The sequence below is a fragment of the Vibrio coralliilyticus ATCC BAA-450 genome (assembly GCF_000176135.1).
In the GTDB taxonomy this organism is placed as follows: Bacteria; Pseudomonadota; Gammaproteobacteria; order Enterobacterales; family Vibrionaceae; genus Vibrio; species Vibrio coralliilyticus.
In genome coordinates this window covers 442,315-462,549 of sequence record NZ_ACZN01000015.1, presented here as the reverse complement: position 1 = coordinate 462,549, position 20,235 = coordinate 442,315, and the positions used below count along the sequence as shown (strand labels likewise).

General features: G+C 45.8%; 15 protein-coding genes and 1 pseudogene. 14 read left to right on the top strand and 2 right to left on the bottom strand.

Going from position 1 to position 20,235, the window contains the following annotated elements:
* Positions 1-78 precede the first annotated feature (78 nt).
* The 10 genes from VIC_RS09435 (at position 79) to VIC_RS09390 (ending at position 10,653) form a co-directional block, all read left to right on the top strand.
* The gene (locus VIC_RS09435) at positions 79-801 is read left to right on the top strand and encodes a response regulator (protein WP_039951688.1); all 723 of its coding nucleotides are present in this window, start codon (positions 79-81) and stop codon (positions 799-801) included.
* Positions 802-804: 3 nt separating this feature from the next.
* Positions 805-2,253 carry an ATP-binding protein gene (locus VIC_RS09430; protein ID WP_006959374.1) on the top strand — a complete coding sequence of 483 codons (1,449 nt, stop codon included), beginning with the start codon at positions 805-807 and terminating at the stop codon, positions 2,251-2,253.
* A gap of 138 nt (positions 2,254-2,391) precedes the next feature.
* Positions 2,392-3,639, top strand: a complete 1,248-nt coding sequence (locus VIC_RS09425) for an ABC transporter substrate-binding protein (protein ID WP_006959371.1) — start codon at positions 2,392-2,394, stop codon at positions 3,637-3,639.
* Positions 3,640-3,744: 105 nt separating this feature from the next.
* On the top strand, positions 3,745-4,668 hold the full coding sequence (locus VIC_RS09420) for a carbohydrate ABC transporter permease (protein ID WP_006959370.1): 924 nt from the start codon (positions 3,745-3,747) through the stop codon (positions 4,666-4,668).
* Positions 4,665-5,522 carry a carbohydrate ABC transporter permease gene (locus VIC_RS09415; protein ID WP_006959367.1) on the top strand — a complete coding sequence of 286 codons (858 nt, stop codon included), beginning with the start codon at positions 4,665-4,667 and terminating at the stop codon, positions 5,520-5,522. The genes VIC_RS09420 and VIC_RS09415 overlap by 4 nt, the downstream gene beginning before the upstream one ends.
* Before the next feature lie 5 nt (positions 5,523-5,527).
* Entirely contained in the window at positions 5,528-6,643 is a 1,116-nt protein-coding gene (locus VIC_RS09410; RefSeq protein ID WP_006959365.1) for an ABC transporter ATP-binding protein, read from the top strand.
* Between the two features lie 491 nt (positions 6,644-7,134).
* Positions 7,135-8,130: a TRAP transporter substrate-binding protein gene (locus tag VIC_RS09405; protein ID WP_006959363.1), complete on the top strand. Its 996-nt coding sequence runs from the start codon at positions 7,135-7,137 to the stop codon at positions 8,128-8,130.
* A gap of 111 nt (positions 8,131-8,241) precedes the next feature.
* Positions 8,242-8,913 (top strand): TRAP transporter small permease, encoded by a 672-nt coding sequence (locus tag VIC_RS09400; RefSeq protein WP_006959361.1) that lies wholly within the window; start codon positions 8,242-8,244, stop codon positions 8,911-8,913.
* Between the two features lie 3 nt (positions 8,914-8,916).
* Entirely contained in the window at positions 8,917-10,278 is a 1,362-nt protein-coding gene (locus VIC_RS09395) for a TRAP transporter large permease (protein WP_006959359.1), read from the top strand.
* A 141-nt stretch (positions 10,279-10,419) separates the two neighbouring features.
* Positions 10,420-10,653, top strand: a complete 234-nt coding sequence (locus VIC_RS09390) for a DUF2789 domain-containing protein (protein WP_006959358.1) — start codon at positions 10,420-10,422, stop codon at positions 10,651-10,653.
* Between the two features lie 44 nt (positions 10,654-10,697).
* On the opposite strand, the gene VIC_RS09385 is transcribed toward VIC_RS09390, so the two are convergent.
* Together VIC_RS09385 and VIC_RS09380 are read right to left on the bottom strand one after the other, a co-directional pair.
* Complete coding sequence (locus tag VIC_RS09385) at positions 10,698-12,041, bottom strand: sigma-54-dependent transcriptional regulator (RefSeq protein WP_006959356.1); 1,344 nt, start codon at positions 12,039-12,041, stop codon at positions 10,698-10,700.
* Positions 12,041-13,848 (bottom strand): annotated as a pseudogene (locus VIC_RS09380) (sensor histidine kinase). The gene VIC_RS09385 and the pseudogene VIC_RS09380 overlap by 1 nt, the downstream one beginning before the upstream one ends.
* A 508-nt stretch (positions 13,849-14,356) precedes the next feature.
* Here VIC_RS09380 and tig point away from each other — a divergent pair.
* The 4 genes from tig to lon all read left to right on the top strand — a co-directional run bounded on the left by tig (position 14,357) and on the right by lon (position 20,231).
* Positions 14,357-15,661: a trigger factor gene (tig, locus tag VIC_RS09375; RefSeq protein WP_006959351.1), complete on the top strand. Its 1,305-nt coding sequence runs from the start codon at positions 14,357-14,359 to the stop codon at positions 15,659-15,661.
* 105 nt (positions 15,662-15,766) lie between these two features.
* A complete protein-coding gene (gene clpP / locus VIC_RS09370; RefSeq protein WP_006959350.1) occupies positions 15,767-16,393 on the top strand; it encodes an ATP-dependent Clp endopeptidase proteolytic subunit ClpP in 627 nt (208 codons plus the stop codon).
* A 73-nt stretch (positions 16,394-16,466) separates the two neighbouring features.
* The gene (gene clpX, locus VIC_RS09365) at positions 16,467-17,750 is read left to right on the top strand and encodes an ATP-dependent protease ATP-binding subunit ClpX (RefSeq protein ID WP_006959348.1); all 1,284 of its coding nucleotides are present in this window, start codon (positions 16,467-16,469) and stop codon (positions 17,748-17,750) included.
* A gap of 129 nt (positions 17,751-17,879) precedes the next feature.
* Positions 17,880-20,231, top strand: a complete 2,352-nt coding sequence (lon, locus tag VIC_RS09360; RefSeq protein WP_021457152.1) for an endopeptidase La — start codon at positions 17,880-17,882, stop codon at positions 20,229-20,231.
* Positions 20,232-20,235 lie beyond the last annotated feature (4 nt).

Genomic DNA, 20,235 nt, shown 5'->3' with positions numbered 1-20,235 from the left:
AATCCAATTTTATCAATCTGCCCCATTCCTATTAATCTCTAAACTAGAGCAAGACATCGTAAGTAATAATTGAAGTGAATGAACGCAAAGATACTTGTTGTAGATGATGATCTAGAAATACGGGAGCTGTTGGGTGAATACCTGACCAAAGCGGGTTATCAGGTCAACGCCGTGGCGGATGGCGATGAATTAAAAGCGCACCTCGATCAAGAAGGCTACCCAGATATGGTGCTTCTTGATGTGATGCTACCGGGTGATGATGGCTTTACATTGTGCCAACACATTCGTCGCGACTCTAATGTACCTATTATTATGCTGACCGCAGTGTCGGACGAAACTGATCAGATCATTGGTCTGGAAATTGGTGCCGATGACTACATTGCCAAGCCATTTAATCCACGTCAGCTCATCGCTCGAATCAAAGCAGTCTTGCGACGAGTTCAAATCAATGAAGAAAAAGGTTCAGACGCTCTACCGAAACAGATTACGTTTGGTGACTGGCAACTTGATACCTTAGCGCACAAAATTACCCATAGTGATACTCAAGAAGAACACGATCTGTCGGGCAGTGACTTTGCACTCTTAATGTTGTTTCTCTCGCGTCCGAATGAAGTTTTAGATCGCGATACGATCTCTTTTGCGACCAGAGGACGAGAGGCACTTCCTTTTGAGCGAGGTATTGACGTCCAGTTGAGTCGCTTGCGTCAGCGTCTGGGTGATAGCGGAAAATACCCGCAATATATTAAAACTATGCGCGGAAATGGCTATATCCTCGCCGTACCTGTCAGTATTGAACATTGATAGATGAACACTCTGTTAAGTAGGCTAAAACCCAATTCCTTGGTAACCCGTACTCTAGGGTTAGCGTTATTAGCGGTGATATTAGCGCAGGGTATTGCCACGGCGATCTGGTATACCGAATCGAAGCAAAAAGAGCTGGCGGGTATTCAGTCAGCCTCTGAAAGCATGGCGAACATGTTTGCTTCAACCGTGACGTTTTTCCAATCCCTACCGACGCGGTATCGTCATATTGTGCTGGATCAGATTCGTAATATGGGTGGCACGCGTTTCTTTGTGTCATTCAATAAAGAAAAGCTGATTGTTGAGCCCATTCCAGATACACAATTAAAAAGAGCCTCTCTTTCTGCGGTGGAATCTGTGCTCAACGACAAGTTACCTAAGGTGTCTTCGATATCTGTCGACTTTTCTCATGCGCACAATCTTCGTCTACTAAAGAATGATATCTACCTTAGTGATTTACCCAAATCATGGGCGCATCATACTTTAACATTATCGCCCATTGATCCTCCCGTTCTGGTGGTACAGATCGAGCTCAAGAGCAATGAATGGGTCTACATCGCCGCGTTACTTCCCGCACCTTACGTCACATTGGATGACACCTTAATTGGCCGAGAGCAGATCCTGTTTATTTTCTTCTCGACGACCTTGTTGCTTGGTCTGACTTATCTGTTAATGCGCCGACAAGTCAAACCCTTAAAGCGTTTAGCAAAAGCGGCCAATGAAATGAGTATGGATATTGATCAGCCGCCATTAGGTGAAGAGGGGGCGAGTGAACTGGTCACCGCGACTCGAGCGTTTAACAGAATGCAGCAGCGTATTAGGCGCTATGTGGCTGATAGGGAGCACCTGTTTTCGTCCATATCCCATGATCTCAAAACGCCGATCACTCGATTACGTTTAAGAGCTGAGCTGCTCGATGACGACAAAAAACGTCATAAATTCAATCAGGACTTAGATGAGCTTGAGATGATGGTCAAAGGGGCACTTCAATGTGTGAAAGACACCGATTTACACGAGAACAACGCCTTTATTGATCTCAATGCCATGATTCGGTCGGTAATCGAGCCGATGAACTTTAAGCGTGATTGTGTCACTTTTACTCCAATCGAAATGGAACCTATGGTGGCTAAGCCCTTAGCCATTAAACGAGTGTTGACCAATTTAATCGATAATGCGGTTAAATATGGAGAGAGTGCCACTGTGTCGATTGAAGTGACGGATGAATGGATTTCCGTCTCGATTGACGATGTTGGACCGGGCATACCAAGTGATAAGCTCGAAGCCGTTTTTGAGCCGTATTTTCGCTTAGCTTCTGATGATCAGGGCCACGGTTTAGGCTTAGGTATCTGCCGCAACATTCTGCATGGGCATGGTGGAGATCTCATTATTAGCAATCGTCCACAAGGCGGTTTAAGAGCGCAACTCTTTATTCCACCGACACTTGAAGTTTAATGTAACATTGTTGTTACATTCCTATTACGGTTTGTTTCAATCTAATCTGTGCAAATCTATACACTCATTTTCGAACACATGAAACAGGGGCTTGTTCGCTGTCAGCCCTGTGTCTAATCCAATACATGGAAGATAATAATGAAAATGAATAAAACCCTACTTACCTTATCCCTTCTATCAGCGGCTTCTATGACTCAAGCGGGTGAAGTTGAAGTGCTTCACTGGTGGACTTCGGGTGGCGAAGCTAAATCCATTTCTGTTCTGAAAGACATGCTGGAAGAGCAAGGCCACAGCTGGAAAGATTTTGCTGTTGCTGGTGGCGGTGGTGAAAGTGCGATGACGGTACTGAAAACTCGCGCGGTGTCAGGCAACCCACCTTCAGCGGCACAGATCAAAGGTCACGACATTCAAGAGTGGGGTGGTCTGGGCTTTCTGACTAACCTTGATGACGTTGCAGAAAAAGGTAACTGGGATGGCGTTGTACCAAAAATGGTGACCGACGTTATGAAGTGGGACGGTGATTTTGTGGCTGTACCAGTCAACGTTCACCGTGTGAACTGGCTTTGGGCAAACCCGGCGGTATTTGAAAAAGCGGGCGCAAAAGTCCCAACGACCTTGGATGAGTTTTTTGTCGCAGGTGACAAAATTAAAGCAGCTGGTTTAATCCCGTTGGCTCACGGCGGTCAGCCATGGCAGGACGCAACCGTGTTTGAAGCGGTTGCGCTTGATGTTCTAGGCAGCGAAGACTACGTCAAAGCCTTTGTTGAGCTAGATATGGATGTTCTGTCTGGCGATAAGATGGTCGAAGTGTTTGCCAAATTCCAGAAAATGCATGATTACATCGACTCAAACTCGCCGGGCCGTGACTGGAACGTTGCGACTTCTATGGTGATCAATGGTGAAGCAGCGATGCAAATCATGGGTGACTGGGCGAAAGGCGAATTCTCAGCAGCCGGCAAAGTGGCAGGTAAAGATTATGTCTGTGTGCCAGCTCCGGGTACCGCAGGTCAGTTTACTCATAATGTCGACAGCTTTGCTTTCTTTGAGCTAGGCGAATCAGGCAACCAACAAGCGCAAAAAGCGTTGGCAGCCACCATTCTTGACCCTAAATTCCAAGAAGTGTTCAACCTGAATAAAGGTTCTATTCCAGTGCGTCTGGATATGGATATGTCGAAGTTTGATAAGTGTGCACTGGATTCAATGGACGAGTTTAAAGCGACGGCGAAATCCGGTGATCTCGTACCAAGTATGGCGCACGGCATGTCAACAACCAGCTACGCACAAGGCGCGATCTTTGACGTTGTGACTAACTTCTTTAACGACAAAGATGCCAATCCGCAAGACGCCGCGCAGAAATTGGCGAAAGCAGTAAAAGCGGCGATCTAACGGCGCTTTATTCTGTCACCCCCAAGGGCAGGCAGGCTTGTGGGGAGCCTGCTTGTCCTTTCCTTCTAAGACTTACTTTCAGGGAAAGTGTCACAAGGATTCGTTATGGAGCATGTTTTGACTGGGTCAAAAAGTCAGTCTGTCTATAAGCCAAGCTTTGCTGACAGGCTACAAACCTGGCTACCGAAGATCGTATTAGCACCGACCATGTTGGTTACTGTGGTGTGTATTTACGGCTACATCTTCTGGACTGCCGCACTATCTATGACCAACTCTCGATTTCTACCTAGCTTTAATTTTGTCGGTTTTACCCAGTACGAAAAGCTAATGGACAACGACCGTTGGATCACTTCGATTTCAAACTTAGGCATTTTTGGCCTGCTATTTATGCTGGTCGCAATCGGCTTAGGTGTCGGTCTAGCAATATTGCTCGATCAAAATATTCGTCAGGAAGGAGCGATTCGTACTATTTATCTCTACCCGATGGCGTTGTCTTTCATTGTCACGGGTACGGCTTGGAAATGGATTCTAAACCCAGGTCTGGGCATCGAGAAACTGATGCACGACTGGGGATTTACAGACTTCAAATTCGACTGGTTGGTAGACTCTGATATGGCGGTTTACACGTTAGTCATCGCTGCAGTATGGCAATCTTCCGGTTTTGTAATGGCGATGTTCCTCGCGGGTCTTCGTGGTATCGATTCATCGATCATCAAAGCTGCTCAAATTGATGGTGCTAATCTGCCGACGATTTACGTGAAAATTATTCTACCTTGCCTAAGGCCTGTGTTTTTCAGCGCGGTAATCATTACTTCGCATATTGCGATTAAGAGTTTTGATTTAGTGACCGCAATGACGGCTGGGGGGCCAGGTTATTCCTCAGACCTACCAGCATTGTTTATGTATGCACATTCATTTACGCGTGGTCAGATTGGCCTTGGTGCTGCCAGTGCCATGATGATGCTAGCCGGAATTCTTGCCATTCTGGTGCCGTATTTGTATTCCGAACTTAGGGAGAAAAAATCATGACCAATAACATGAATTTTGCTCGCCTATTCATTTACTCAGCGCTGGTTTTCTTCTGTCTGGTTTACTTGATGCCACTGTTTGTCATGGTCATTACGTCATTCAAAACCTTACCAGATATCAAAGCGGGGAATTTGATGAGCTTACCCAAAGAGTGGGTGTTTGATGCTTGGTATAAAGCTTGGGACGGAGCTTGCACCGGAGTTAAATGTGAAGGTGTGAAAGGTTATTTCTGGAACTCTTTCCAGATGGTAATACCTGCTGTTGCGATCTCAACCTTACTTGGCGCTTTCAATGGCTATGTTGTGACTAAGTGGCAGTTCCGTGGTTCGAACCTCTTCTTTAGCTTATTGCTGTTTGGCTGTTTTATCCCATTTCAGGTGATCTTGCTGCCTATGGCGGCGGTGTTAGGTAAGTTGGGTTTAGCGAATACCACGGCGGGCTTGGTGACCGTTCACGTTATCTACGGTATGGCCTTTACGACGCTGTTCTTCCGCAACTTCTATATCAGCATTCCTGATGAGCTTATCAAAGCAGCAAAACTGGATGGGGCGGGCTTCTTTACCATCTTCTTCAAAATCCTGCTGCCACTTTCAACGCCAATCATCATGGTGACCGTGATTTGGCAGTTCACATCGATCTGGAACGACTTCTTGTTTGGTGTTGTGTATTCAGGATCCGATACACAGCCGATTACAGTGGCACTTAACAACCTAGTGAATACCAGTACAGGTGTGAAGGAATACAACGTGGATATGGCCGCAGCCATCATCGCCGCTCTACCGACGTTGCTGGTTTACGTGCTGGCAGGAAAATATTTTGTTCGTGGCCTGACCGCCGGATCAGTAAAAGGATAATCATAATGGCAACTTTAGAACTCAAACAGATCCGTAAAACCTACCCAAAAGCGGAACAGGAAACCCTTAAGGGAATCGATATCAGCATTGACTCGGGGGAGTTTCTGATTTTGGTTGGCCCATCGGGCTGTGGTAAATCAACCTTGATGAATACCATTGCTGGCCTAGAGGGTATCAGTTCAGGTGAGATCGTGATCGATGGCCGTGATGTCTCAGTCGTGGAGCCAAAAGATCGTGATATTGCGATGGTTTTCCAGTCATACGCTTTGTACCCTAACATGACGGTGCGTGGCAACATCGCGTTTGGCCTTAAGATCAGTAAAATGCCCGACGCTGAGATTGATGCTGAAGTGCAGCGTGTGGCCGAGATGCTACAAATCGACCATCTGCTTGACCGCAAGCCGTCTCAGCTATCTGGCGGTCAACGTCAACGTGTTGCGATGGGAAGAGCGTTAGCGCGTCGACCTAAGTTATATCTGTTTGATGAACCGTTATCGAATCTTGACGCGAAACTCCGTGTCGAAATGCGACATCAGATCAAACGCCTTCATCAACAACTCAATACCACCATTGTTTATGTCACTCATGACCAGATTGAAGCCATGACCTTGGCTGATCGCATTGCTGTTATGAAAGATGGTGAGTTGCAGCAACTGGGCACGCCTCAGGAAATCTACAACACGCCCAATAATATGTTTGTTGCTGGTTTTATGGGCTCTCCATCGATGAACTTCATTAAGACCATGGTTGATCTTGATGATGAGCAGCAGCCTGTGATTAAAGTTAAAGGTGGTAACGATCAGGAGCACCATATCCGTTTGCCTAACTCAATGCGTGAGCAAGATGGGAAGGAAGTGGTGATTGGTTTGCGCCCGGAGCACATTACTGAGAAACGAAATCAGGAATCGAGCGCTAGCACGCAACTTGATCTGCAACTTGAGGTTCTGGAACCCACTGGGCCAGATACTATCGCGATGATTAAAGTCAATGATCAGGAGGTGGCATGTCGACTGTCTCCGGAGTTTGACGCTCGTGTTGGTCAGGTTGCTCCTCTGCATTTTGATCTTTCAAAAGCGGTATTCTTTGATGCGCAAACAGAACAAAGGATTGAGTTCCATTAATAAGATTGAACACACTCCCAATCAGTACGGGGGAGAATCGGACTGGCTTGCTGTCCGAATTGGGAGTGTGTTCGCCCTTAATCCAGCTAGATAAAAATGATTATTAATAAAAGCATTAATACCGACTATGCTTATAGCATCAACATGAATATGAAATTCGTGTTTGTCTTGAGAGTGGGAGCCAGTCTGTCTCCTTGCTGACTCTCAAATCTCATGTAATAAAAATGGCAGCATGGCGCTGCCATTTGTTTATCTAGCGTTTGGGTAATGTTAAATATGTGTAAAATGACACATTCGAGAAGTTTCGATGTGTCATTTCCCACCCATTTTTATCTAATAAATCTGTTTATAATTATTTTTCCGCATAGGACTGAATTTAATTCATTGAAATATAAATATTAAATTTATTTTCATAAGTTGGCTTAGTTATTGCCCTTATAAATATATCAACACCCAGTGATGGGGTTGTTCTATTAACAAGGAGAAAAACAATGCTAAAGCCTTTGACCCTACTATCTGCTTCGATTCTCGCTGTAACCAGTTTTAATGCGGCCGCTAACTGTGACCCAGGCGAGACTGTGATCAAGTTCAGCCACGTAACGAATACAGATAAGCACCCTAAAGGTATTGCGGCTTCACTGCTGGAAAAACGTGTTAACGAAGAGATGAACGGAAAAGTGTGTATGCAGGTTTTCCCGAACTCGACACTTTACGATGACAACAAAGTACTGGAAGCGCTTCTAAACGGTGACGTGCAACTTGCTGCCCCTTCTCTTTCTAAGTTTGAAAAGTTCACGAAGAAATACCGCATTTTCGATCTGCCATTCCTATTCGAAGACGTTGACGCCGTTGACCGTTTCCAAAACTCAGAGTCTGGTGAGAAGCTGAAAAATGCAATGAAGCGTCGTGGTCTGCAAGGCCTAGCTTTCTGGCATAACGGCATGAAGCAAATGTCGGCAAACAAGCCACTACTGTCACCTGAAGATGCTAAAGGTCTTAAATTCCGTGTTCAGGCTTCTGATGTATTGGTAGCGCAGTTTGAGCAACTAGGTGCGAACCCACAGAAGATGTCGTTTAAAGAAGTGTATGGCGGTCTACAAACTAAGGTTATTGACGGCCAAGAAAACACTTGGTCAAACATTTACGGTAAGAAGTTCTTTGAAGTTCAGGACGGTATTACAGAAACCAACCACGGTATCCTAGATTACCTTGTGGTTACCTCGAACGACTTCTGGAAAAAACTCCCAGCAGATCAGCGTGAACAACTGAATACCATTATTCAGGAAGTCACTGCACAGCGTAATGCAGAATCAGCTAAGGTGAACCTAGCGAATAAGAACAACATCATTGAAGCGGGTGGTGAAGTTCGTACATTGACGTCAGAGCAGCGTCAGCAATGGGTTACTGCGTTGCAACCTGTTTGGAAGAAGTTTGAAAAAGACATCGGCTCTGACCTTATCGAAGCTGCATTGGCTTCAAACCAGTAACACGATAATAAAAACATCCCTGACTATTGGCCCTCCGAATCGGGAGGAGGGCCTTTTTTACCCTGCAATACCTGTTAGGCGCGACCAACGGGTGATCAAAGCGATGTAACTATGGAACAGTCAATTTTTGCCAGAATAGGAAAGGTGACAGATGCTATCGAGGAAACGCTGATTGCGTTTTTCTTGGGAGCAATGACACTGCTAACCTTTGCTAATGTAATCTTTCGATATGTCTTTAACGACAACATTCTTTGGGCTCTTGAGCTCACCGTTTTCCTTTTTGCCTGGATGGTTCTGGTCGGTGCGTCTTATGGCGTAAAAAAACACTTTCACATTGGTGTCGATGTCATCATCAACATGGCACCAGACCAACTGCGTAAAGTCTACGCGTTACTTGCAGCGGCTTGCTGTTTAGCATTCTCAATTCTTCTTCTGGTTGGTTCTTGGAACTATTGGTATCCGTTTGTCACTGAACGGGCTTGGTATGAAACCGACGATATTCCAATGCCAGAAATATTGCAGTTCCTAGCTGACTGGCTGAATGAAGGTGAGCGCTACGAAAAGCTTCCACGCTTTATTCCTTATATGGCGCTGCCAATTGGCATGGCGCTGATGACATTCCGTTTTATTCAAATCACCGTACAAATTGCAACAGGCAAACTAGACCGTTTGATTGCAGGTCATGAAGCGGAAGAAGAACTTGAGGCGCTAAAAGAAGAGCTCAAAGACGCTGGTGAAGCGATGGAGCCGAAAAAAGCCGACGATAAGAGCAAGGAGAGCTAAGCCATGGATATTTTGTTTTTATTCGTAATGGTGGTTGGCTTTATGCTGATTGGTGTGCCAATCGCTGTATCGCTTGGTCTATCGAGCATCCTGTTTTTGATGATGCACTCTGACGCTTCTTTAGCCTCAGTAGCCCAAACTCTGTTTAACGCGTTCGCAGGCCACTACACCTTACTCGCTATTCCATTCTTTATTTTGGCATCAAGCTTTATGTCGACAGGTGGTGTGGCTAAGCGAATTATTCGTTTTGCTATTGCAATGGTCGGTTGGTTCCGTGGCGGATTAGCGATGGCTTCTGTCGTCGCGTGTATGATGTTCGCCGCGTTATCAGGTTCGTCTCCGGCCACGGTTGTTGCCATCGGTAGTATCGTTATCGCAGGTATGATCAAAAACGGTTACTCCAAAGACTTTGCCGCTGGGGTGATTTGTAACGCGGGTACGTTAGGTATATTGATTCCACCGTCAATCGTTATGGTTGTATACGCCGCTGCGACGGACGTGTCGGTTGGTCGTATGTTCCTCGGCGGTGTGATTCCAGGTCTTCTGGCGGGCGTGATGCTGATGATCGCTATCTATATTGCCGCGCGTGTTAAAAATCTGCCAAAACAGCCATTTGTTGGCTGGGGTGAAATGTTTGATGCCGCGAAAGACGCAAGCTGGGGTCTACTACTGGTTGTGATCATTCTAGGCGGTATCTACGGTGGTATTTTCACGCCGACTGAAGCTGCAGCGGTTGCAGCGGTCTATTCTTTCTTTATTGCGAATTTCGTCTACAAAGACATGGGTCCTTTCGCAGAGAAAGAGAATGGTAAACCAGCCATCGTCAAGATTTTCCAAGCATTTGTCCATAAAGACACTAAGCATACGCTGTATGAAGCGGGCAAGCTGACTATTATGTTGCTGTTTATCATTGCAAATGCCTTGATTCTTAAGCACGTACTAACAGAAGAGCGCATCCCGCAGATGATTACTGAGTCGATGTTATCTGCTGGCCTTGGGCCGATCACCTTCCTAATCGTGGTTAATGTCTTGCTTCTGATTGGTGGTCAGTTTATGGAGCCGTCGGGTCTGCTGATCATTGTTGCTCCGTTGGTGTTCCCAATTGCGATTGCACTGGGCATCGACCCTATTCACCTAGGTATCATGATGGTCGTGAACATGGAAATCGGGATGATCACACCGCCTGTCGGGCTCAACCTGTTTGTGACGGCCGGGGTCGCCAAAATGTCGATGATGCAAGTGGTCAAAGCAGCACTCCCTTGGGTGGCGGTGATGTTCTTGTTCCTCATTATCGTTACTTACGTACCATGGGTATCGACTTGGCTTCCAACGACACTAATGGGGCCTGAAATCATAACCAAGTAAACTTGCCCAGAATTCTAATGATAAAGCCTCACTGTCGATGTGAGGCTTTTTTTGCTCGGAGCGATTCGGTCTATAGTTAAAGAGGAATAGCTACTGTAATTGTGGCTTAGTTGTTTGTTGTAAGAATCGAGTGAGGACATTATGGAAATGCACCAACACTCAATGCGTGATTTGTTTCAGCAACTTGGATTAGCGAGCTCTGACGACAGCATTCGGGAATTTGTTAATCACCACAGTGGGCTGGTGGTCGGCACTGCACTGCATGAAGCCTTTTTCTGGTCGCCTTCACAGGCCGCGTTTCTAAAAGAAGCGATAGAAGAAGATGCCGATTGGGCAGAACTGGTCGATCAGCTCGATGTGATGTTGCGGACCTAAATTAAAAAAGCCAGCATCTGATGCTGGCTTTGTTATTGCTACGATTAATCGGCTTTGTAGTTGGCCTTGTCTAGCCCGTAACGCTGCATTTTGTCGTAGAGCGTTTTTCTCGCCAGACTGAGTTTGTCCATGGTTTGTTTGATACTACCCCCAGACTCAAGCAAGGCTTGCTCTATTGCACTTCTTTCGAACTCAGCCACTTGTGTCGCCAGTGAGAGTGGTTGATTACTTTGCTCGATACTTTCCCCAAATTGAGTCAGCTTACCCAGCAAGACGAAACGTTCGGCGGCGTTTCTTAGCTCGCGGACGTTACCGGGCCAATCGTGGCTTAAAAGCTGACTCAGCGCGCTGTTTGGAAGCGCAGGGGCGCTTTTTCCATAGCGTGAAGCGGCAACCAACAGGAAGTGGTGGAACAGAGCCGCGATGTCTTCTTTACGCTCTCTCAGTGCAGGCAAATCAAGCGTGACGATGTTAAGGCGGTAGTAGAGATCTTGACGAAATTCCCCTGCCTCTGCCGCTTTCTTCAGATCCATTTTTGTAGCAGCAATGACTCTTATATCCAGTGGTAACAGCTCATTCGAGCCCACTCGTTCAATTACGCGTTCCTGAAGGACGCGTAACAGTCGTATTTGTGCCTGCATCGGCATGGATTCAATCTCATCAAGGAATAATGTTCCGCCCTGAGCATGCTCAAACTTACCGATACGTTTAGTTTCTGCACCAGTAAATGCTCCTTTTTCGTGGCCATAGAGTTCACTCTCGATGAGGTTTTCAGGCACTGCGCCACAGTTGATGGCGACAAAGTTCGCGTCGCGTCTTGAACTTTGTTCGTGAATCGAACGAGCAACCAGCTCTTTGCCTGTCCCAGTTTCACCAAATAAGAGAATATCGGCGTCGGTATCGGCAATATGTGAAATGGTTTCTCTCAGCATTTGGATAGACGGTGTGTCACCTATGATCCGAGGGCCGAGGGTCTGGCTTGCTTTGAGACTACGCTTGAGTTCCTGATTCTCCAGAGTGAGGTCACGCTTTTCCAATCCTCGTCGTGTGGTATCGATCAGCCGGTCGATGGGGAAGGGTTTCTCGATAAAGTCATAAGCCCCATTTCTGAGAGCATTGACCGCCATGGATATATCTCCATGGCCCGTAATGAGAATGACGGGAACATCTTTGTCCTGATGTAGTACCGTTGAAAGCAGGTTTTCACCGGAAAGACCGGGCAAGCAGATATCGGAAATGACTACTTTTGGCAAACCGTCCTGCTTAATGGCAAGAAGTGCATCTTCGGCACTGGAAAAAAATAGTGCGGATATTTCTTCTAACTCGAAGCTCTGCTCTATGGCTAAGCGAATATCGCTTTCGTCATCGATAAAAAAGACGTCGTACATCAAGATTCCTTTGCGTTGTCTCTTACAGTCGAAACATGAAATGGTAGCTGTATGGCAAACCTTGCTCCGCCATATGGTGAGGTTTCCACGGTTAACTGGCCATCCATTGCTTTAATAATCTGTTGGGAAATCGATAGGCCCAGACCCAAGCCATTTTTCTTCGTAGTAAAGAATGGCTCAAATAGGTGCTTAGCTTGATCTTTTTTAATCCCAGGGCCGTTGTCATCGATGTAGATCATGATCGATGCCTCTGTTTGTTCAGTGCGGAGTTCGACAATGCGTTCGTCCTGTTCTTCCACAGCTTGCGCAGCGTTGGTGATTAGATTAATCAAAACCTGTTCCAGCTGAATCGCGTTTACCTCGGCGGAGCCTGTGGTGTGATTAAAGTGCGTGGCTAATTCTACCCGATAAGATTTTATCTGAGGTGCAACCAGTTCTTTCGCTGAGAGCAAAATAGGTTCGATATCGAGAACGCTTTTGTCGCTGGTGTCTGATTTGCGTGTAAAGGATTTTAATTGATTGCTGATTTTGGCCATCCGGTCAGTCAATGCTGAGATTCGACTGAGATTATCGTCGACACGATCAAGTTTGTTCTTATCCAAAAAGCGGCGGCCATTGTCTGCAAAGCTTCGAATCGCGGCTAGTGGATTATTTAACTCATGGCTAATACTGGCAGACATTTGACCAAGAACCGCCAGTTTAGCGGCTTGGATTAATTCGTCTTGTGTTTGACGCAACATTTGTTCGGTGCGAGAACGCTCTAACACTTCGGCCTGTAATTCTGACGTTCGTTCAAGAACCAGAAATTCCAGCTTTTGTTTTGCTTCAGACTGCAGTTGCTCAAACTGGCGCTTTTTGAGATGCCTTTGGTAGGTAAGTTGCAGTGTTAAAAATGCAATTACAAACAGCAGAGTCAGTATCAGAGCGAAACTTAGCGTAGACCAAAAAACCGTTATCTTTTCAGTCAATACACGAATGGTAAGATCGAGCAAGGAAAGCGTGCGACTGGAGACAATGTAGTCGCCTTGTATCCAGCCGAGCAAATGGTTTTCGAGTTCAGACTGAGCCTTATCGAGCTGTCCAACCAGCCCGAGAGATTTTATGTCTTTATCTAGGTATTGACGGCTGTTAGAAATTTGATTCCGTTCCGCTTCTGTCAGAGTGAGCAGGCTTTTAAATAACCACTGCGGGTTACTCGACATGAAAATCACGTCGTAGCTGTCGGTCGCAACAAACGTATTTTGCTTACCCTTCCAGTTCTCTTCGATTGCAGACAGGTCCATCTTGACCACAATAACGCCGGCTATTTCACCTGCGTACACAACGGGGAATGAATAGTAGTAGCCTCTTTGCCCAGACGTTGAACCAAGTGCGAAATACTGGCTGGAGTTGCCTTTCACCGCTTCTGAAAAATAGGGGCGCCACGAAAAGTTTTTGCCAATAAACGAGCGCTCCAAATTCCAGTTGCTGGCAGCAATGGTGTTGCCGACCCGATCTATCAGATAAGTATCGGACGCTTGGATGATGTTATTGACGTTTCTAGATAGCGGTTTGTGATGTCAAGTTGAGCCGGGTTGTCAGGCTGCATTAAGGCAGAAATTAGCTCAGTATCTTTAGCAAGTAACTGGGGGAGGTGGGCGTACTTATCCAGTCTTGAGGCGATATGGCTAGCAAAGCGATCAAGTTGTGCCTGATGTTCGTCGAGTAGGGATTGATAGTGGTAATTCCATACCCATTGAGAGCCAACAATTAGGCAGAACAGGTAAAGAATGAGCAGGTAGGCATTTGCCCGACGAAAAGGTGACATTACATTCCCTGTAACTGAGGTACTACTGATAACTTAGGGTAATGTTTTTTGTTACGGGTGTGTTTAGTTGTGTAACGAAAATGAGGAACAAAACCGGACTTGGATCTAGTTTTCTCGTTTAATTCAGAAAAAAGATTAGTTTCTCTTGAAAAACCGATTAATGTCCCCATTTCTGGAACGGCTAGCTGTTTGATTGATGTTTTTTATAGCAGTTAACTGAGTTTTTAGGGTAAAGCCTGACCTATGTTAGTGATCGGCTCGACAGTGACCGACGAGGTCGGTAGAATGCTGCGTCTGAATTTTTATCCTGAGGCTAATCGGAGATACCTTTCACCAACTTGGTTGGAAAGATATCGCTAATTAGTCCGGTAACTGACTCGTTTGGTTATCGATACTCGATTTACGAAGAGTGCTCTTAGAGCGCAAACAAGGATGGGTCCTGAACTTTTCAAGGTTTTAGGGCACATACGCTCAGCTCAGTCTGAGCCAGTTTTGAGGTTAATGAATAATGCAAGTTACTGTTGAAACGCTAGAGGGCCTAGAGCGCCGTCTAAACATTACTGTTCCTGCTGCTAACATCGAAGATGCTGTAACAGCTGAACTACGCAACATCGCTAAAAACCGTCGTTTCGATGGTTTCCGTAAAGGCAAAGTGCCTCTGAAAATGGTTGCGAAGATGTACGGCAAAGCAGTACGTCAAGACGTAATGGGTGAAGTAATGCAACGCCACTTCATCGAAGCGATCGTTAAAGAAAAAATCAACCCAGCAGGCGCACCAACTTTCGCTCCAGTAGAGAGCAAAGAAGGTGAAGACCTAGTATTCAACGCAACTTTTGAAGTTTACCCAGAAGTTGAGCTGAAAGGTCTAGAGAACATCACTGTTGAAAAGCCAACGACTGAAGTTCAAGATGCTGACGTTGAAGAGATGATCGAAACTCTACGTAAGCAACAAGCTACTTGGGCAGAAGTTGATTCAGCTGCTGAAGAAGGTACTCGTGCAACTATCGATTTCGTTGGTTCTATCGACGGCGAAGAGTTCGAAGGTGGTAAAGCTGAGAACTTCCCACTAGAAATGGGCGCAGGTCGCATGATTCCTGGTTTCGAAGACGGTATCACTGGTAAAACAGCGGGTATGGAATTCGACATCGATGTAACATTCCCAGAAGATTACCACGCTGAAAACCTAAAAGGTAAAGCAGCTAAGTTCGCGATCAAAGTGAACAAGGTTGAAGCACGTGAACTTCCAGAAATCAACGATGAGTTCGTTTCTAAGTTCGGTGTAGCTGAAGGTGGCGTTGACGCTCTTAAAGCTGAAGTTCGTAAGAACATGGAGCGTGAGCTTAAGCAAGCAGTTAAAAACCGCATCAAAGAGCAAGCGATTGACGGTCTAGTTAACGAAAATGAAATCGACGTACCAGCTGCACTTATCGATCAAGAGATCGGTACACTACGTCAGCAAGCTGCACAGCGTTTTGGTGGCAACCCAGAAGCAGCTGAGCAACTTCCACGTGAACTGTTCGAAGAGCAAGCTAAGCGTCGCGTAGTTGTTGGTCTTCTTCTAGGTGAAGTAATCAAGTCTGAAGAGCTAAAAGCTGACGATGAGAAAGTGAAAGCGCTTATCGAAGAAATGGCTACAGCATACGAAGATCCATCAGAAGTAATTGCTTACTACGAGCAAAACACTCAGATGATGGACAACATGCGTAACGTTGCGCTTGAAGAGCAAGCCATCGATGCAATCATCGCTAAAGCACAGGTTTCTGAGAAAGAAGTTAGCTTCAACGAGCTAATGAACCAACAGCAGCCAGCTTAATAAGCAATATCTTGCGTAGAAGGTTGACGGAACGTTAACTATTCTGCTAACAATGGTCCGTATGATATTTATCATCCGGGCCATTTATTTTAGGGACATAAGAATATGAGCTACCAAGAAAAAAATGCAATGTCACCAATTTTAGACGCGCTGGTACCAATGGTGGTTGAACAGACTTCCCGCGGTGAACGTTCTTACGATATTTACTCTCGTTTATTAAAAGAGCGCGTGATTTTCTTAACTGGTCAAGTGGAAGACCACATGGCAAATCTTGTCGTGGCGCAGCTGCTTTTCTTAGAATCTGAAAATCCTGATAAAGATATTTTCCTCTACATCAACTCGCCGGGCGGCAGTGTAACTGCAGGTATGTCGATCTACGATACGATGCAGTTCATCAAGCCAAACGTTAGTACAGTATGTATGGGCCAAGCGTGCTCAATGGGTGCTTTCCTTCTTGCTGGTGGTGCGCCAGGCAAGCGTTATGTACTACCAAATTCTCGCGTGATGATTCACCAGCCTCTGGGCGGTTTCCAGGGCCAGGCGTCTGACATCCAAATCCACGCTCAGGAAATCCTGACCATCAAACAGAAACTGAACAAGTTACTTGCTGAACACACAGGTCAACCTCTTGAGGTGATTGAGCGTGACACTGACCGTGATAACTTTATGGCCGCTGATCAAGCTGTTGAATACGGTTTGGTTGATGCAGTGCTAACTCATCGCGGTGAGTAATAATTGCCAGAGCATTTTGGCTATAATTGATATACACTCAGATCATAAAGAGTAAAGGCTAAGAGGTTAGCGAATGACAGACAAAAGCAAAGAGAGCGGTAGTAGTAAGCTTCTTTACTGCTCTTTCTGCGGCAAAAGCCAGCACGAAGTTCGCAAGCTAATCGCTGGTCCATCCGTTTACATTTGTGACGAATGTGTCGATTTGTGTAACGACATTATTCGTGAAGAAATCAAAGATGTTCTGCCGAAGAAACAATCGGAAGCACTGCCAGTGCCAAGAGAGATTCGTGAACACCTTGATGATTACGTGATTGGCCAAGATTACGCTAAGAAAGTGCTAGCAGTAGCCGTTTATAACCACTATAAGCGTTTACGTAATGGAGACACGACAAGTGAAGGTGTTGAGCTCGGTAAGAGTAACATCCTTCTTATTGGTCCTACGGGTAGTGGTAAAACACTACTGGCTGAGACATTAGCGCGTTTCCTAGATGTACCATTTACAATGGCGGATGCCACTACGCTAACCGAAGCCGGTTACGTAGGTGAAGATGTTGAAAACATCATTCAGAAGCTACTGCAGAAATGTGACTATGACGTAGCAAAAGCCGAACGCGGCATCGTGTACATTGATGAAATCGATAAGATTTCACGTAAGGCTGAAAACCCATCAATCACTCGTGACGTGTCCGGTGAAGGTGTTCAGCAGGCGTTGCTAAAACTGATTGAAGGTACTGTGGCTTCAGTTCCACCTCAAGGTGGGCGTAAGCATCCTCAACAAGAATTCCTTCAAGTTGACACATCTAAGATCCTATTTATCTGTGGTGGTGCATTTGCGGGCCTAGATAAAGTGATTGAGCAGCGTGTTGCGACGGGTACAGGTATTGGTTTTGGAGCTGAAGTCCGCTCTAAAGACGAAACGAAGACAGTAGGTGAGCTCTTCACTCAGGTTGAACCAGAAGATTTGGTTAAATATGGCCTGATCCCAGAGTTCATCGGTCGTCTACCTGTGACAACAACGCTAACAGAGCTGGATGAAGAAGCACTGATTCAGATCTTGTGTGAGCCTAAGAACGCGTTGACCAAACAGTACGCAGCGTTGTTCGAGCTAGAAGACTCTGAGCTTGAATTCCGCGAAGACGCTCTACGTGCTATTGCGAAGAAAGCGATGGAACGTAAAACAGGTGCTCGTGGATTACGTTCAATCTTGGAAGGCGTCCTGTTGGAAACCATGTATGAGCTTCCATCCATGAATGACGTTAGCAAAGTCGTCATTGATGAATCAGTGATTAATGGTGAGTCTGACCCACTGCTGATTTACAGCAACTCGGATAATCAGGCCGCGGGCGCAGAATCTTAATCAGATTCACATAAATTAATGAATAATTTAAGGAGGTAATCATTTACCTCCTTTTTTTTATTCTTTCATTGAATCCAACCAATTAGCCCCCATATACTGCTCATAAGACTAAGCGGAAGAGAGAAGAATATGAACTTGGAACGTTCCGAACGTATCGAGATCCCCGTACTACCTCTAAGAGATGTAGTCGTTTACCCGCACATGGTAATTCCTTTGTTTGTTGGACGTGAAAAGTCGATTGCTTGCCTTGAAGCGGCAATGGATAACAACAAGCAAATACTGCTAGTTGCGCAGAAAAAAGCCGAAACCGATGAGCCAGCAAAAGACGATTTGTTTGATGTTGGTACCGTGGCAACCATTCTTCAATTGCTAAAGCTGCCGGATGGGACAGTAAAAGTGTTGGTTGAAGGCCAGCAACGAGCAAAAATTCATAAATTTGAAGAAGACGAATTCTTTACTGCTGACGCAGAATATCTGACGACAGAGCAGCTCGATGAACGCGAAGAAGAAGTGATTGTTCGCAGTGCGATTAATCAGTTTGAAGGCTTCATCAAGCTAAACAAGAAAATTCCACCTGAAGTTCTAACATCACTCAACGGTATCGACGAAGCGGCTCGCCTTGCTGATACGATTGCTGCTCACATGCCACTAAAACTGGCAGATAAGCAAATCGTGCTGGAAACGTTGGACGTGACCGACCGTCTTGAGTTCCTGATGGGGCAGATGGAATCGGAGATTGACCTGCTTCAAGTTGAAAAACGTATTCGTACACGCGTTAAAAAGCAGATGGAAAAATCTCAGCGTGAGTACTATCTGAATGAGCAGATGAAAGCCATCCAGAAAGAACTGGGTGAGACTGAAGATGGTGTTGATGAGTTTGAAACGCTGAAGCAGAAAATCGTCGACTCTAAGATGCCGCAAGAAGCGCGCGAAAAGACCGAGCAAGAGCTACAGAAGCTGAAGATGATGTCGCCAATGTCTGCGGAAGCAACGGTTGTTCGTGGCTACATTGATTGGATGCTGGGTGTACCGTGGCACAAACGCTCAAAAGTTAAGAAGAATCTGGCAAAAGCCGAAGAAGTGCTGAATGAAGATCACTACGGTCTGGAGCGCGTTAAAGAACGTATCCTAGAGTACTTAGCGGTACAGAATCGCATTAACAAGTTGAAAGGGCCTATCTTGTGTCTAGTAGGGCCTCCAGGTGTTGGTAAAACATCCTTGGGTCGCTCAATTGCGGCGGCTACTGGCCGTAAATACACTCGCATGGCGCTGGGTGGTGTACGTGATGAAGCTGAAATCCGCGGTCACCGCCGTACTTACATTGGTTCCATGCCAGGTAAGCTGATTCAGAAAATGTCCAAAGTCGGTGTTAAAAACCCGCTGTTTCTTTTGGATGAGATCGACAAAATGTCTTCTGACATGCGCGGCGATCCTTCATCAGCTCTATTAGAGGTACTCGATCCAGAGCAAAACAACGCATTTAACGATCACTACCTAGAGGTGGATTACGACCTATCTGACGTGATGTTCGTTGCGACGTCTAACTCAATGAACATTCCAGGTCCTCTGTTAGACCGTATGGAAGTAATTCGTCTATCTGGTTACACCGAAGACGAGAAACTCAATATTGCGAAACGTCACTTAGTAGAGAAACAGATCAAACGTAACGGTTTGAAACTGGGTGAAATTGAGATTGAAGATTCTGCAATCATCGGCATTATTCGTTACTACACACGTGAAGCGGGTGTACGTAGCCTAGAGCGTGAAATCTCGAAGATCTGCCGTAAAGCGGTGAAAAACATCCTGCTCGACAGCAGCCTTAAAACGGTCACTGTGAACATGGATAACCTAAAAGAGTACTTAGGTGTTCAGCGTCACGATTACGGAAAAGCGGACGACAGCAATCGTATTGGTCAGGTAACGGGTCTGGCTTGGACTGAAGTCGGTGGTGATCTTCTCACGATTGAAACAGAAGCGATGCCGGGCAAAGGTAAATTGACTCAAACTGGCTCTCTTGGCGATGTGATGCAAGAATCGATTCAAGCGGCGATGACAGTAGTTCGTTCTCGTGCGGTGAAATTGGGCATCAACTCTGACTTTTATGAGAAACGTGATATTCATGTCCACGTTCCTGAAGGTGCAACGCCGAAAGATGGCCCAAGTGCAGGTATCGCAATGTGTACAGCGCTTGTTTCTAGCCTGACAGGTAACCCGGTAAAAGCTGAAGTGGCAATGACAGGTGAAATTACCCTTCGTGGTGAAGTTTTACCTATTGGTGGTTTGAAAGAAAAACTACTGGCGGCACACCGTGGAGGCATCAAAACGGTACTGATTCCTAAAGATAATGAGCGTGATTTGGAAGAGATTCCAGACAACGTTATCGCTGATCTTAAGGTGATTCCGGTGCAATGGATTGATGATGTTCTTAAAGTTGCGCTAGAAAAAGACCCGTCAGGTGTCGAAATTGCTGCTGTAAAATAGTGAT

What these genes read in the sequence shown, in the direction of transcription:
- VIC_RS09385 (WP_006959356.1), bottom strand. Translation starts at nt 12,041, where the DNA reads ATGTACGACGTCTTTTTTATCGATGACGAAAGCGATATTCGCTTAGCC.
- VIC_RS09425 (WP_006959371.1), top strand. Translation starts at nt 2,392, where the DNA reads ATGAAAATGAATAAAACCCTACTTACCTTATCCCTTCTATCAGCGGCT.
- tig (WP_006959351.1), top strand. Translation starts at nt 14,357, where the DNA reads ATGCAAGTTACTGTTGAAACGCTAGAGGGCCTAGAGCGCCGTCTAAAC.
- lon (WP_021457152.1), top strand. Translation starts at nt 17,880, where the DNA reads ATGAACTTGGAACGTTCCGAACGTATCGAGATCCCCGTACTACCTCTA.
- clpX (WP_006959348.1), top strand. Translation starts at nt 16,467, where the DNA reads ATGACAGACAAAAGCAAAGAGAGCGGTAGTAGTAAGCTTCTTTACTGC.
- VIC_RS09400 (WP_006959361.1), top strand. Translation starts at nt 8,242, where the DNA reads ATGGAACAGTCAATTTTTGCCAGAATAGGAAAGGTGACAGATGCTATC.
- VIC_RS09430 (WP_006959374.1), top strand. Translation starts at nt 805, where the DNA reads ATGAACACTCTGTTAAGTAGGCTAAAACCCAATTCCTTGGTAACCCGT.
- VIC_RS09420 (WP_006959370.1), top strand. Translation starts at nt 3,745, where the DNA reads ATGGAGCATGTTTTGACTGGGTCAAAAAGTCAGTCTGTCTATAAGCCA.
- VIC_RS09410 (WP_006959365.1), top strand. Translation starts at nt 5,528, where the DNA reads ATGGCAACTTTAGAACTCAAACAGATCCGTAAAACCTACCCAAAAGCG.
- clpP (WP_006959350.1), top strand. Translation starts at nt 15,767, where the DNA reads ATGAGCTACCAAGAAAAAAATGCAATGTCACCAATTTTAGACGCGCTG.
- VIC_RS09435 (WP_039951688.1), top strand. Translation starts at nt 79, where the DNA reads ATGAACGCAAAGATACTTGTTGTAGATGATGATCTAGAAATACGGGAG.
- VIC_RS09415 (WP_006959367.1), top strand. Translation starts at nt 4,665, where the DNA reads ATGACCAATAACATGAATTTTGCTCGCCTATTCATTTACTCAGCGCTG.
- VIC_RS09405 (WP_006959363.1), top strand. Translation starts at nt 7,135, where the DNA reads ATGCTAAAGCCTTTGACCCTACTATCTGCTTCGATTCTCGCTGTAACC.
- VIC_RS09395 (WP_006959359.1), top strand. Translation starts at nt 8,917, where the DNA reads ATGGATATTTTGTTTTTATTCGTAATGGTGGTTGGCTTTATGCTGATT.
- VIC_RS09390 (WP_006959358.1), top strand. Translation starts at nt 10,420, where the DNA reads ATGGAAATGCACCAACACTCAATGCGTGATTTGTTTCAGCAACTTGGA.